General features: G+C 56.8%; 7 protein-coding genes. All 7 read right to left on the bottom strand.

Annotation, left to right across the window (positions count from 1 at the left end; genetic code table 11):
• Positions 1–63: 63 nt before the first annotated feature.
• The 7 genes from JQR90_RS10305 to JQR90_RS10335 all read right to left on the bottom strand — a co-directional run bounded on the left by JQR90_RS10305 (position 64) and on the right by JQR90_RS10335 (position 15,436).
• Complete coding sequence (locus JQR90_RS10305; protein ID WP_010798383.1) at positions 64–1,563, bottom strand: efflux transporter outer membrane subunit; 1,500 nt, start codon at positions 1,561–1,563, stop codon at positions 64–66.
• A complete protein-coding gene (locus JQR90_RS10310; RefSeq protein ID WP_010798384.1) occupies positions 1,560–4,688 on the bottom strand; it encodes a multidrug efflux RND transporter permease subunit in 3,129 nt (1,042 codons plus the stop codon). Before JQR90_RS10310 ends, JQR90_RS10305 begins: the two co-directional genes overlap by 4 nt.
• A complete protein-coding gene (locus JQR90_RS10315; protein ID WP_434139999.1) occupies positions 4,685–7,828 on the bottom strand; it encodes an MdtB/MuxB family multidrug efflux RND transporter permease subunit in 3,144 nt (1,047 codons plus the stop codon). The genes JQR90_RS10310 and JQR90_RS10315 overlap by 4 nt, the downstream gene beginning before the upstream one ends.
• A complete protein-coding gene (locus tag JQR90_RS10320; RefSeq protein WP_010798386.1) occupies positions 7,825–9,105 on the bottom strand; it encodes an MdtA/MuxA family multidrug efflux RND transporter periplasmic adaptor subunit in 1,281 nt (426 codons plus the stop codon). The genes JQR90_RS10315 and JQR90_RS10320 overlap by 4 nt, the downstream gene beginning before the upstream one ends.
• A 248-nt stretch (positions 9,106–9,353) precedes the next feature.
• On the bottom strand, positions 9,354–9,854 hold the full coding sequence (tpx, locus tag JQR90_RS10325) for a thiol peroxidase (RefSeq protein ID WP_010798387.1): 501 nt from the start codon (positions 9,852–9,854) through the stop codon (positions 9,354–9,356).
• Positions 9,855–10,019: 165 nt separating this feature from the next.
• A complete protein-coding gene (locus JQR90_RS10330; RefSeq protein ID WP_010798388.1) occupies positions 10,020–13,703 on the bottom strand; it encodes a translocation/assembly module TamB domain-containing protein in 3,684 nt (1,227 codons plus the stop codon).
• On the bottom strand, positions 13,703–15,436 hold the full coding sequence (locus JQR90_RS10335) for an autotransporter assembly complex protein TamA (protein WP_037030269.1): 1,734 nt from the start codon (positions 15,434–15,436) through the stop codon (positions 13,703–13,705). The genes JQR90_RS10330 and JQR90_RS10335 overlap by 1 nt, the downstream gene beginning before the upstream one ends.
• Positions 15,437–15,566 lie beyond the last annotated feature (130 nt).

Here is a 15,566-nt window from a genome sequence, read left to right on the forward strand (position 1 = left end):
GGGGCGACGATGTCGCCCTGGCCCGCGGCTTTCCCTGCTCCTTGGGCCGCGGGCTTTTTCTTGTTACGGCTCACTCCTGGCGAGCGGATCCTGCTGAAGCTCAACGGCATTCCAGCCACCACCCATTGCAGCAATCAACTGAACGCTGGTAACCAGACGACTACCCAACAGCGTCAGGTTGGTGCGTTCGTTGTTTAATGCCGTGGTTTGCAGCGTTACTACGTCCAGATAATCGATCAGACCTGCACGGTACTGATTTTCTGCCAGACGCAGCGACTCCCGCGCCGAATCCAGTGCCTCCTGCCTTACACCGGATTCCTGATTAAGAACGTCCAGCTCAACCAGGTAATCTTCGACCTCCTTGAAACCGTTGAGTACCGCCTGACGATATTGGGCAACAGTCTGATCATAAGATGCTTCGGCCTGCTCGACCTGTGCACGGCGTGCGCCGAAGTCAAACAATGTCAGATCGAACGCTGGCCCGATGGACCAATAACGGTTAGGGGTGCTGACCAGATTACCCCACTGGCTGTTTCGATAACCGCCCGAGGCTGTCAGGGAAAGCGTCGGGTAATATGCCGCCTTGGCAACACCGATCTGGGCATTGGCAGCCATTACCTGCCGCTCAGCCTGAGCAATATCCGGACGACGCTGCAACAGCTCGGACGGCACGCTGGCAGGGATGCCGGGCACGGTCGGTACTGTCTCTACTGCCGCCAGACTGAACTCAGATGGCGGGACACCAATCAACACAGCAATCGCATTTTCCAGCTGCGCACGCTGGTACTTGAGGTCAATGGCATCCGCCTGGGTACTTTTGAGCTGGGTCGTAGCCTGGGCAACGTCCGAACGCGTAGTCATACCGGCGCGATACTGGTTTTCGGTGACCCGTAGTGACCGCTCATAGGCCTGCACCGTAGCATCCAGGAGCCGTTGCTGGGCATCCAGAACCCTCAATTGCAAATAGTTCTGTGCCAGCTCCGATTGCAGACTCAACTTGGTAGAGGCCAACTCGGCCACGCTGGCTTGCGCCGATCCTGTTTGGGATTCCACGCTGCGGCGAATGCTTCCCCACAGGTCAAGCTCCCAGCTGACACCAAGACTGGTGGTGTAGCTGTTGGAAGTAGTGGCGCTGCTGGTGCCTTGTGGCAATGTGATGGTCGTTCCTGTTGACGTCTGATACTGATAACTCGAACTGCTTCCACCGCCCTGCCCCGAGCGTGTTGCACCAGCGCTTCCGGTTACCGCGGGAAGGAAGGAGGCGCGTGCTTGGCGTACCAGAGCGCGTGCCTGGCGATACTGGGCTTCATACTGGGTCAGTGTCTGGTTGGAGTTCTCCAGGCGCTGCATCAGACCATCAAGGGTGCTGTCTCCATACACCTCCCACCATTGCCCCCGCTTGATGGCATCGCTGGGCTTGGCCATCTGCCAACCTTCAGCATGCTTAAATGCGATGGGCGTAGTGACCTGGGGTCGCTGGTAATCTGGTCCCACTGTGCAGCCACCCACGGCTAAGGCAAGGGCAAGTCCCAAGTAATGGGGACGAGCTGAAAACGACATCATGATGATTTCTCCATGGGCGCATGCGTGCGCGAGCCTGCTCGGCGTCCCGCCCAACGGCGGTTAAACCAGTGTCGCAGACGGTCCAGATACAGGTAGATAACGGGAGTGGTATATAACGTCAGCAACTGACTGCCAATCAAGCCACCAATGATAGTGATCCCCAGCGGCCGACGCAGCGGCGCATCACCGCCCATGCCCAGAAGCAAGGGCAAGGCGCCAAGCACTGCAGCCAGCGTGGTCATCATGATTGGTCGGAAACGTCTGACGCAGCCATCCAAAATCGCCTCGCGAGGCGCCAGCCCCAGACGCCGCTCGGCATCCAGCGCAGAGTCCACAATCATGATGGCATTCTTCTTGACGATCCCGATGAGGAGGATTACGCCAATAAGTGCGATCAAGGTGAACGGCGTATTGAAGAGCTGCAGCGCCAGCAAAGCTCCAACGCCCGCCGAAGGCAGCGTCGACAGAATCGTCAGTGGATGAATATAGCTTTCATACAACATACCCAGCACGATATACACCGCAACCAGGGCAGCCACAATAATCAGGGGCATAGCGCTCTGGGACTGCTGCGCCATGCTGGCATTTCCCGCAAACGCCGTCTGTAATCCAATCGGCAGCTTCAACGGTTTGATCGCGTCACGGATCGCATCCCTGGCCTGACTGATACTTACATCAGGCGCGAGATCGAAGGAAAACGTCGACGCGGCAAACTGACCATCATGGGCAACCCGCAGCGGAGCGTTACTGAACCGATAACGAGTGAAGCTGGAAAGCGGGACACGATTACCCTCGCTGGTGACCACATACACCTGGCTCAGGACGTCCACACTCTGCCTGTACTGATCACCCACACCCAGCACAACGTGGTACTGGTTGCGGTCTTCATACATGGTCGAGATTTGCCGCTGCGAGAACGAGTTGTTCAAGACGGCATTGATCATCTGAATGTCGACGCCGTACCGGCTGGCCGTGTCGCGATCGATGTCCAGCGACAACTCAACCCCTTTGTCTTGTGAATCACTGTTCACGGAAATGATCTGCGAGACCTTTCGAAGAGCAGCCTCGATCCGTGGATTCCAGGTACGCAAAAGCTCCAGGTCGTCACTTTTGACCGTGAATTGATAAGCACCATTTCCTTCCCGCCCTCCGGCGCGAAAGTCTTGTGACGCCACCAGGAAGAGGTTGGCACCAGGCACCTGAGCTGCCGCGGCTTTGCGCAGCCGCATGGCGACGGTCTCGACTGGATCGCGCTGGGAGATATCCTTGAGCGTAATGAAAAACGACCCGCTATTGGTGGATGAGCCGCCAGGCCCTCGACCTCCGGTAAAGCCCAGCACATTGTCGACCGCCGGATCGGCCATGAGCACTTTCCGATAAGCCTCCATCTTGCTCTGCATCCCACTGAAGGAGATTCCCTGATCCGCCACGGCATAGCCACGCAGGCGGCCGGTATCCTGATCCGGCAGAAAACCCTTGGGTACTACGGCATACAGGTAAAAGTTGAGCGCAATCGTGGCGATCAGAATCAACAGCATGAGAAACGAGTGATCCAACGCCCAGGCAAGGCTTGCCCGATAATACCGGGACATTGCCGCAACCAAACGACTGGTCTTTTGCTCTACAGGCGTTTCCTTGCGGGGCCGGTGCGCCCTGAGAAGCCTGGCGCACAGCATCGGCGTGAGCGTCAGCGATACGACCATCGACACCAGAACGGCAACCGATAGCGTCACCGCAAACTCGCGGAACAAGCGACCGATAATGCCCGTCAGCAACAGAATCGGCAGAAAGACCGCTACCAGCGACAGGCTCATGGAAAGAACCGTGAACCCTACCTCGCGCGCGCCCAACAACGCGGCCTGATAGGGCTTCTCGCCCTCTTCGATCCGGCGGGCAATATACTCCACCACCACAATGGCATCGTCGACCACAAACCCAGTACAGACGATCAACGCCATGAGTGACAGGTTATTGAGCGAAAACCCGCACAGATACATCACCGCAAAGGTGCCCACCAGAGAAATTGGTACGGCAATGCTGGGGATTAACGTCGCACGTATGTCCCGCAGGAACAGGTACACCACCAGAATGACCAGGGCGATGGAAATGATCAGCGTAAACTCGGCCTCATGCAGCGAATCGCGAATGCCGGGGCTACGGTCATCCATGATGCTCAGCGTGACGTCCTTACCCAATGTCTCCTGTAGCGCTGGCAACTGCTCCCGGATACCGTCGATGGTTTCGATGATATTGGCGCCGGCCTGCCGTGAAATCAGAATGAGCACCGCCGGAGAATTATTGGAGAAACCAAGGTTGCGGGTGTCTTCGACTGAATCGGTAATGGTGGCTACATCGTCCAGTCGCGCCACTTGCCCATTACGGGTACGAATGATGAGCGGTTGATAGTCACTCGCCTTGTTCAGCCGGGAATTGGCGTCAATTTGCCAATGCAGATCGCCGTACTCAAATGCGCCTTTGGGCGAATTGGAATTGGCCGCATTGATTGCGGTACGAACATCGTCTAGAGACAGGCCGTAATGGTTGAGCGCATCCGGGTTCAGATCAATCCGCACGGCAGGCGACGAACTGCCGCCTACGCTGACCTGACCGACACCTTTGGCCGAGGCCAATTTAAGGGCGACCGTATTGGATGCCAGATCATAAAGCTTGCCCTTGTCCAGCTTATCCGACGTGAGCGCCAATACCATGATGGGCATATCGGCCGGATTGATCTTGCGGTAGGTCGGATTGCTGGGCATTCCCGTGGGCAACGAAGGCACCGCCGCATTGATGGCAGCCTGAACCTCACGCGCGGCACCGTCGATGTTCTTATCCAGATCGAACTGGATGATGATGGTGGTACTGCCCTGAGAGCTGGTGGACGTCATTTCAGTAATGCCCGAAATACGTCCCAATGAGCGTTCCAGAGGTGTAGCCACTGAAGAGGCCATGGTCTCGGGACTGGCTCCTGCCAGAGTGCCGCTGACCACAATGGTAGGAAAATCCACCTGTGGTAGCGGTGCAACTGGCAGCAAACCGAAAGACAGCCAACCGGATAACACGATAGCCAGCGTCAACAGCAAAGTCGCAACCGGTCGCCGAATGAACAGTGCCGAAAAATTCATCGGATTTCCCCGGAGAAATCCAGGTTATGCCGACAGCGCCAGCGGTTGAATCGTGTGGCTAACCGGCCAAACGCCAGGTAAATGACCGGAGTGGTAAACAAGGTCAGCAGCTGGCTAACCAGAAGACCGCCTACCATCGCAATACCCAGCGGCTGGCGCAGCTCGGCGCCTGCACCACTGGCCAACATCAATGGCAAGGCGCCCAGCAAGGCAGCCATGGTAGTCATCAGGATCGGCCGGAAGCGCAGCAGACAGGCTTGGTAGATAGCCTCCTCCGGTGTTTTACCCTCTTCCCGCTCGGCTTCAAGGGCAAAGTCGATCATCATGATGGCGTTTTTCTTGACGATACCGATCAGGAGAATGATGCCGATGATGGCCACCATGCCGATGTCCTGCCCGGCAATCCAGAGCGCTAGCAACGCTCCTACCCCGGCCGAAGGCAGCGTCGATAGAATCGTGACGGGATGGATAAAGCTCTCATAAAGAATTCCCAGCACAATGTACATGGTGACCACTGCGGCCAGAATCAGCAGTAGCGTACTCGACAGGGAAGACTCGAACGCCAGCGCTGCACCCTGGAAATGGGTATCAACAGTTGCCGGCATTTTGAGATCCTGCTCCGCCTGACGAATCGCTTCCACAGCCTCACCCAGCGATACACCCTTGGCCAAGTTGAAGGAAACTGTCGCGGCAGGTAACTGCCCGGCATGGTTGATCGCCAGAAGGGTATTGCGCTCCTCTACATGGGCAATGGCCGATAGCGGCACCTGCCCACTGGTTGTAGTAGTCGTGCCGTTGGTAGTGGTCGTCGTGGAGCTTGGCACGTAGATCTGCGTCAGCGCCTGCGGTCCCAGCTGGAACTGCGGCCCCACTTCCAGTACGACCCGGTACTGGTTGGACTGAGTAAAGATGGTTGAAACCAGGCGCTGACCAAACGCGTTGTACAGTGCGCTGTCAACATCGCTCAGGCTCACGCCCAGCCGAGACGCGTTATCCCGATCAACGCTGATATAGGCCTGCAGGCCGCGCGGTTGCAAGTCACTGGCGACTTCCGTCAGCTGCGGTAGCGTCTGCAAATGCTCGACCAGCTTTGGAACCCAAGTCTTGAGCGTTTCCAGGCTCGAGTCGACCAGACGGAACTGGTATTGCGTACGACTAACCTGATCTTCCACCGTTAGATCCTGTACCGGCTGCAGATAAAGCTTCATGTCAGGCAGATCGGCCATCTGGTCCTGAAGGCGTGTAATGATCTCCGAGGCAGATACATCTCGGACATCATGAGGCTTTAAGTTGATCAACATGCGCCCGGTATTGAGGGTCGGATTATCACCATCAACTCCGATAAACGATGACAGACTGTCGACCGCAGGGTCCTGCATGATGATCGAAGCCAGCGCCTGTTGCCGCTTGGCCATACCTTCAAAGGACATGCTTTGCGGGCCTTCGGAAATTCCCTGAATCAGGCCTGTGTCCTGAAGCGGGAAAAACCCCTTCGGCATGAAGAGATAAAGCACCGCGGTCAGCGCCAGCGTACCGATGGCAACTATCAGTGTCAGCGGTTGATGCCGAAGAACCCAGCGCAAACCTGTAGCGTATCGTTGGATCATTCCGTCGATAACGGCTCCGGCCTTGCGCGAGAATGCGCTCTGCTTGTCTTCCGGCACATGGCGCAACAGTTTCGCACTGAGCATCGGTGTGAGGGTCAACGAAACCACGCAGGAAATCAGAATGGAAACAGCCAGCGTAATGGCAAACTCACGGAACAGCCGCCCGGCAATGTCACTCATGAACAGAAGCGGGATCAGTACAGCAATCAGCGAGAAGGTCAGCGAGATGATCGTGAAACCTACCTGCTTTGAGCCTTTGAGTGCAGCCTCAAGTGGCGATTCTCCTTCCTCCAGATAGCGGGCAATGTTTTCGACCATGACGATGGCATCGTCAATGACGAAGCCGGTAGCGATCGTCAGCGCCATCAACGACAGGTTGTTGATGGAAAAGCCAGCCAGGTACATGACTCCAAACGTACCGACCAACGACAACGGCACAGCGACGCTGGGAATCAGCGTCGCCGAGACGTTGCGCAGGAACAGGAAAGTCACCATGACCACCAGTCCTATGGCCAGCACCAGTTCGAACTGAACATCACGGACCGATGCCCGGATAGTGGTTGTGCGATCCGTCAGCACCATCACATCCAGGTTTTCCGGCAAGGTCTCCTGTAGGGTTGGTAGTAGCCGCTTGATCTGATCCACAACCTGAATGACATTGGCGCCGGGCTGCCGCTGAACGTTCAGAATGACTGCAGGAGTGTCGTTGGCCCAGGCAGCCAGCTTGTTGTTCTCAGCCCCATCGATCGCCAACGCAACGTCTTTCAGCCGTACAGGCGCACCGTTCTGATAGGCAATGACGAGGTTTTTGTACTCATCGGCTGATTGCAGCTGATCATTAGCATCCAGTGTCGATGAGCGTGTCGGTCCGTCAAAGCTTCCCTTCGGCCCGTTCTGGTTGTTGTTAGCGATAGCGGTCCGCAGATTTTCCAGACTCAAACCATAGGCCGCCAATGCAGTAGGATTGGCCTGAATCCGAACAGCAGGACGCTGCCCGCCGGACAGGCTAACCATACCGACGCCACTGACCTGAGCAATCTTTTGCGCCAAGCGGGTTTCCACCAAGTCCTGAATCTTGGGCAAGGGCAGGCTGCTGCTGGTGACTGCCAACGTCAGAATCGGGGTGTCGGCCGGATTGACTTTGCTAAAGATCGGCGGCTGCGGCAGGTCGTTGGGCAGCAGGTTATTGGCAGAGTTGATCGCCGCCTGTACTTCCTGCTCCGCCACATCCAGATTACTGTCCAGACTGAACCGCAGCGTTATGACAGAGGCGCCTCCAGAGCTGGTGGAAGACATCTCCTCCAGCCCAGGAATCTCCCCTAACTCTGACTCCAACGGCGCGGTCACGCCTGAGTTCATGATTTCAGGGCTGGCTCCCGGATAAAGGGTCTTGACCTGAATGGTGGGATAATCAACTTCTGGCAGCGAGGCTACAGGCAACAACCGGTAAGCAATAATACCGGCCAGCAGAACAGCGACCATCAATAAGGTGGTCGCTACCGGCCGAAGGATAAAAAGACGAGACGGGTTCATTCACCGGCTCCGCCGCCTAACGTGGCCTCATTGGCGTCCGGATCTGACTTGGGCGCAGTTTCCGTAATAGGCTGAGTAACCTTGACTGTCTGGCCGTCACGCAGGCGGTCGAGTCCTTCTGTCACAACAGTTTCACCGGCATCCAGGCCTGAACGGACCTCTACCTGCTCGCCCTGTATCTCGCCCAGGCTGACTTTGCGCGTTGCAACCTTATTGCCTTCGCCAACGACGAAAACGTAAGGCCCTTCGTCGTTACGTTGAATAGCCGAGATCGGAATGACAATGACATCGCTCAGCTCCAGCGCATGCAAGCGGACATTAACGAACTGATTGGGAAACAGCGACTCATCCTGATTATCGAAGCGAGCCTTGAACTTGACCGTGCCCGTGCTGGTATCGATCTGGTTGTCCACCGTTACCAGCGTACCCGTTGCCAGAACCCTGTTTCGCCCGCGGTCCCATGCCTCTACGGCCAGCGGCTTTCCGGTCGCCATCTGGCGACGCACCGTGCTGAGCTGATCCTCAGGCAGGCTGAATGTCAGGGCAATAGGCTTGGTTTGGGTAATGGTTACGATCGGCGTAGTGTCACCGCTAGCCACCAGATTACCCACGTCCACCTGACGCAGACCCAACCGGCCGCTAATGGGAGCCCGTACTTCGGTAAAGGTCAGGTTCAGTCTGGCATCGGCCACCTGCGCTTCGCTGTTCTTGATGGTTCCTTGATACTGAGCAACCAGCGCCTGCTGTGTATCCAGTGTCTGCTTGGCTACTGAGTCTTCCTTGAAGAGCTGGCGATAACGCTCCAGATCGATCTGTGCATTCTTCAGCTGAGCCTGATTCTCCTGCAAGGTCCCCTGGGCTTGTGCCAGCGCCGCCTGATAAGGCCGCTGATCGACGACAGCCAGTACGTCCCCGGCCTTCACCTCCTGCCCTTCAGTAAACAGTACCTTGGCCAACTGACCGTCGACACGGGCATGAACTTCAACCGTGTTGTAGGCCGTTACCGTGCCCAATGCATTGAGGTAAACCGAAAGCGTCGTTTTTTCGGCCTTTCCAGTGCTCACAATCATGTCTGTTGGAGCCATGGAACCACGGCGTCCGGCTCCAGCCGGCCCTTTCTGCTCAGTTTGAGCAGCGTTACGACCGGTAGGCCCTGCCTGTTCAGGCGATTTACCTAGAAAATGCCATGCAGCTACAGCGCCAACCGCCACTACCACAACAGCAATCAACAAAGGAAATTTGGAGCGAGAAGGTTTGGAATTGAGGGAATCGCTCATGAACGCCACAGCAATAAGTTTCGGAAAGATAACGGTAAGCCGCAGCCTTCATCAGGCCAAGCGGATTTACGCGTTGTTTACATACAGGATTGAATGGTGCGGAGCAGCAAGCAATACACTGCCGCCAGAATGTCATAAGAGTATGACGGAACGTTGGATTCTGCCTTGCCTTGTTACATCTTGAAGCGCATCGACTTCATGCATCTGCACCCGGGCCTTGATCAAGGCCCGAGTGGTTTTCTTCTACCTTATTTCAGCGCTGCAATAGCCGCTTCGTAGTTGGGCTCCTGTCCAATTTCAGGCACCAGTTCGCTATAAAGCACCTTATTATTTTCATCCAGAATTACTACCGCACGTGCGGCAAGACCCGCCAAGGGGCCGGACGCGATGGCAACACCGTAGTCTTTCAGAAACTCACGACCACGCAGCGTGGATAGGTTGATTACATTTTCGATGCCTTCTGCACCGCAGAAACGCTTCTGGGCAAACGGCAAGTCAGCTGACACGCACAGGATCACGGTGTTTTCCAGCTTGGCGGCTTCGGTATTGAACTTGCGAACCGACATGGCACAGGTCGGAGTATCCACACTTGGGAAAATGTTCAGGACCTTGCGCTTGCCGGCAAAGCTTTCCAGCGTGGTATCGGCCAGATCGCCATTGACCAGGCTGAATGCCGGTGCGGACTGACCCGCCTGAGGCAGAGTACCTTCAATCTGAACCGGATTACCGCGAAGAGTGACTTCTGTCATGACCTGTTTCCTACAATTGAATGGAACATCAAGTAAACACGCTTCGCCTCAGGCTTTAAAGTCTGAAGACCTGTTTATTGCAAATCATCCCTACCGTGCACTAACGGGTCACTACCCAAGCGTTACCCTGTTGCCCGACCAATACGATCGGACAACCCTGGCGGGTTAGAAGTCTCGCTTGTAGAAGAAATCCAATGAGCTGGCAATACCACTGGCTGCTTCAAGATACAGCTGCTTGGTAAGCTGATAACGCAAGGCGACCGTATTGGCCGGCTCGAAGACGCCTACACCGTATCGAAGCGCCAAGCGGTCGGTAATATTGCCTGACGCAACGACACTGGTCTTGTCGCCTGTCCCTTCGGTATCCAGCTGAAAGTTCTGTACGCCCAAACGCTGCGCCAGCTCACCCGCCGTGGATGACCCTCCGGCAAGGCCCAGCGCAAGTGCGGCCTGCCCCAACATGTTGTTCTCGCCTTCGTCGTTGTTGGTCAGCGGGCGCCCTAGAACAATATAGGCCAAGGCTTGCTCCTGGCCCATAGTAGGGTCCGAAAACACCTCGACGCGAGGCTGATCGGCCAGACCTGACAAACGTAACCCTGCGGTTACGTCATCCACGACACGTACCGCTTCCACATCCAGGAACGGTTGAGCGATCGGACCCTGGAAGAATATACGCGCCCGCCGAATAGTCAGTCGCTGACCGTAAGCACGGTAGCGACCATCCATTAAACGAACTTCACCGCGCGTATCCAGGTTGTCACCAATATGCACGTTCCCTTCAAGGTTGGCAGTCAGACCGAACCCTGAAAACGTGAGCTTGTCCTGGCCCACCAGTACATTTACATCCATGGACAGCTGGGTCTCCTGCTTGGGCGCAGGCGCTTCCTGTCCAACGATTACCGCATCATTGGAAACCTTGACGGTAGACGGTGGCAACTCCCGAACCGTAATGGCACCGCTCGGCACGCGAACCGTACCCTTGAGCGCCAGACTACCGTTCTGCATGACAATATTCAGGTCAGGCGCCACGATAAGGTTAGCATAGGGCTCAACCACAACAGGAAGACGATCGCCACGTACGGCGACATTCATGTCCAATCCATCCGCCCAGGATATCGCTCCACTCACATTACCCTGGCCGCGCTCGCCGCTGCGCCATCCACCGCTCACGTTCGCCTGGTTTCCGGCAATCAGAGCAGTCAGCCGAAGATCCTGAAGACGGGTTGGAACGATACCGCCCCCGACCTGACCATTGCTCAAATCGATCCGACCATTGATCGAAGGTTGAAGCAGCGTACCGCTTACCTGACCACTACCGTCGATTCTTCCGTCCAGTTGCTCAATACCTGAAACAAAACCTTTGGCAATGGCTACATTCAACCCGCGCAGATCGAAGCGCCCTGAGACAGGCTTGTCATCAGGGCGTGGATCAATCTGTGCATTCAGGGTGAGGTTGCCAAGCTGCGGGCCGCTAAAATCCAGAGAGGCGCGCACATCATCGGGGCGCAACGTACTATTCAGCTTGAGCGTGTCATAGGCAAAGTCTGCCCACTGGCCGTCGGCGTTACGTGCCCTCAGCGTCCCTGTGCCTGCGTCGACTGTAACCGTGCCGTCTGGCCCGCTCTCAGGAAGATCAAGACGGATATCAGCATTAAGCGCACCTTGCCAGCCAAAATCCTCGGGCAGGAAAGGTGCCAGTCCGGCAAGGTTAAAGTTGCGCAGATGGTAGCGTAGCCGTGGTTCCGGCATCAGGCGCTGGTCTTCCCCACAGAGCGAGGCTTTACCTGATAGCCAGCAGTGCTGGCCAAGCGTCAGTTGCCCGTTTGCCAGACGCTCAAGGCTTGCAGGGTTTTGCAGGCGCCAGTCCTGGGGACCACTCTGGACAGCACCTCGAGTAAGCCGCCCTCGCCAGTTCATCGCATCATCGAGCGTACCCTCCAGGGCAAGCGCCAGATTTGCCAGCGGCCCTTTTACATCAAGCGTGACTGCCTGCTGATGACGGTTACCCTGTCCATCGAGCACCACACGTCCAATGTCGCTAGTGCCTGCACGTACACCGGAGGTTAATAGCTGGATTCGTCCCTGTTGACGCGCATCAAGCGTACCTTTAAGGCTCAAAGCCGCCAGCCGGTTGGTTTGATAGGCAACCTCTCGCCCATTCAACACCAGCTCCCCTTGCGGCGCCTGCTGAGTTCCGCGCAAATCCACTTTTCCATTAATGGCGCCAGCCAGACCTGGCCATAACTGGCCGAGACGAGGCAAGTCGATATCCAGGTGCCCTTTCCATTGCTCGGCCAGCTGACCGCTTCCCTGAATGCGATTACTGCCCAGACGGACAGTCAGGTTATCAAGATCCCATTGCTTATCCTGACCACGCGCCTGCGCTGCCAGCTGAGCAGGTTGACCTCTCAGTTGTCCCTGCAGTCCCAGATCAGCCGTCACACGCAGCTGCTCACCCTTGATTTCCCCTTCACTGCGTAGCGGTCCGCCCAGATTGCCAGGCAGCTGGGCGACCCAGAATGCAGGATTAAACTGGCTGAGGTTCAGGTTCGCCTTCCAACCAATGCCATCAGCAAACCGGACATTCACCTGCCCCTCGGCACGTCCTTGCCCGGCATGTAGATCCAGCGATGGCAAATTGATCTGTGTGAGATCACCCGTAAACGGCGTTACCAGTGTGAAATCACCGGCAGGCCCCGTTAGTGCAGCGTCCACATTTCCGATATAGCGCTCATCGGCGTACTGAACTTCACCTTTCAATCGACGCAGCGCTACGGGCGGCTCCTCAATCTCCGGGTACAGCCGACGCCATGGGAACTCATTCCAGTTGATAGTGGCATTCGCATTGAGTCCTTCCGACCAGCCTGCTTTGCCGCTCAAGACGACTTTACGCTGCTGCCCCGCATCGAGCGTCAGTCCTTTAAGGTCTGCACCTTCTGCCGTAACGGTGCCATCAAGCTTCAGGGCGACCTCACCTCCTTCACCCGGCAATACAGACGTGCCTACCAACTTATATCCATCTTTAAGAGTGCCGTTTGCAGTCAGGTCGAGCGCATTGAACGTCAGGGTCTTTGGCAGATCCTGTGTTGGCTTGAAACCGTTGGCCGTCAGATGCAGCGAAGCTGGCACACCCTCTGCCAAAGGCTGCACGTCACCTGTCAACCGGCCCGGCAGGTAACCGCTGCTGTCGGCCTTAAGAGTCAAGCTTCCCTGCAGATCACCTTCCACATGTAAGGTCAGTGGCCACTCCTGCTGGTCAGGCGCAGGCAGACGGGCATTGGCGTCCGCCGTCAAAGGCCATTTCCCGGAAGGCTGCAACGTCCCGGTAAGGCTGAGCATCATGTCGTCGCGGTGCGCATCCAGCTGCTCAATGACCAGGCTGCCACCCTCAGAATGAGCGCGTAGCGTGGCGTTTGCGAACTGCTCATTGCCATCGAGCGTAAACCGTCCTATGCGTACATCACCCAGCTGAACGTCTACCGGTAGCTTGAGGTCGGGTAATGTAACCGGCCCCTCATCGGGCGTCTGCTCCTCGGTAGGCGCCAGATCGAGATTGACCTCGCTGGCTACGAGCGTATCGATGCACAGTGTTCGCTTGAACAGGCAACCAGGCGACCAAGCGAACTCAGGAGACACCAGCCTAACCTGCGTACCGGCCTGAGCCCAGGTCAGCGTGTCGGCCTTCCAGTGCCCTCCCAGTCGACCCATATAGCCTTCCACTGCAAGCCCGGGAATCCGGCCCAACACCCAACGGCTCCCAGACTCGGTTCCCAATAAAATGGTCACGCCCAATACAAGAACAACGACAACCGTCAGCAGCGTGGCGCCAACAATCTTGAGCGCACGCATCATAATTCCGGCCCCATCGAGAAATGCAAACGAAAGCTACCTTCTTCATCAAGGCCATGAGCCAGATCGACACGTATGGGCCCCACTGGCGAAACCCAACGGATACCAAGGCCGATACTGGTCTTGATATCCGGATTATCGAGCGCATTGAACGCTCCCCCCTGGTCGACAAAGGTCGCCAGTCGCCATTTATCCTTGAGCGGATACTGGTACTCAACGCTGCCGGTGACCATGTATCGTCCACCGATTCTGTCTCCGTCGGAGTTCGTGGGCGATAGCGTCTGGTAGTCATAGCCCCTGACGCTCTGATCACCACCGGCAAAGAAGCGCAGCGATGGCGGAATCTGCTTGTACCCATTGGTGGCGTTGCCGCCGACCTGAACCCGCCCTAGCAGCCGGTGCCCACCGGCAAAAGTAGTCAGGCCACGCGCCAGCGCCGTCACATGCACCATGTTGGCGTCGGACACGATGCCCTCTTTGGCAGCCGAGACACCAAACTGCAGTCGGTAACCATGGCTGGGATCGATCCGATTATCGCTGCGCAGGTAGGAATAATCGACACCCGGCATGAGCAGTGTCGATAGACCGGAATCGTCTCCCAGACGGTATTCCTCTCGCTGGAGTTTCAGGGAGAGCACCCGTGTCCAGCCGCTGGGCAATTTGCGATGCCATTCGGGCCCGACGGTGAGCAGGCGACTCAGCGAATCGTCATCGGCGATTTCTTCATACTGATATCCCCCCGCCAAACGGAATTTATCGTTGATGGGGTCGCGCCCGGGAATGTCATACCAGGCGCCGATGTTCTGGCGTGGCGCAGAAAGCTCCATCTCCGCACCCAGGCTATGCCCCTGTGCATTGAGCCAATGTCGATCCCAGGTTGCGCGAACACGCGGGCCGACGTCGGTAGAGTAGCCAAGCCCCAACCCCAGCGTGCGTGGCTTGCGAGTAGTCAGATTCACCATGACGGGAATCGTCTGGTCTTTGGCATCTGCCGGAATAGCGTTGACGCGCACGCTGTCGAAATAACCGCTTCGGAGCAGCGTCTGCTGAAGCTCAGCAAGGGTTTCCGAATCATAGGGCTCGTCTGGCTTGAACGGCACCATGCGATTGAGCAGGTCTTGATCGAATGGAAAATCCCCTTCGTATTCCACGTTACCCAACCGGTAGCGAGGCCCGCTTTCGTAAACCAGTGCAACGTCTGCGTAGCCAGCCTGCGGATCGATGATCAATTTCTGCTGGGTGAAATGCCCACTGAAGAAGCCATAACGTGCAGCCTGATTCTGAATCAGCGTCTTGGCATCTTCATAGAAGCCATGATTGAGCTGAGCACCAGACTTCAGATTGGCACCATCGGGCGACTTGAATGACTTGAGTTGCCGCGCCGGACCTTCCACGCGGATATCTACCTGGCGCAGTCGAACGGGCTCTCCAGTCTGGATATCCAGGACCAGCCGAGGCGTCTGCCCCGGCTCGACCCGGCTATCAATCTGCGCATGGTAGTAGCCCAGTGCCTGGGCAGCCTGCTCCGCCTGGCCTTCAGCCGTACGCCGCAGCCGTTGCAAGGCAACCACATCCCGATCGGCAAGGCTGCCGATATACGCAGCAATGTTATCCCGCAGCGCACGATTATCAGGCGTGACGTGCACGGTGAGTTCGGCCGCTTGGGCCATGGCGACGCCGCTCATTAAAAGCAGGCCGGCAATACTGAGTCGGAGTCGTAAATGAAAAGTCATGACGCGATGCTACCGGGCGAGTGGTCGTGAGACAAACGCAGCGTCGTGGCGTTCATCGGCTATACCAGCGAAGCAGGCTCGTCATGAAGCCGTTCTATACGCTAGGATGGCCATTTTACCGAGAGTCTTC

The organism is Pseudomonas sp. JZ114, from assembly GCF_051027705.1.
Taxonomy (GTDB): domain Bacteria; phylum Pseudomonadota; class Gammaproteobacteria; order Pseudomonadales; family Pseudomonadaceae; genus Chryseomonas; species Chryseomonas luteola.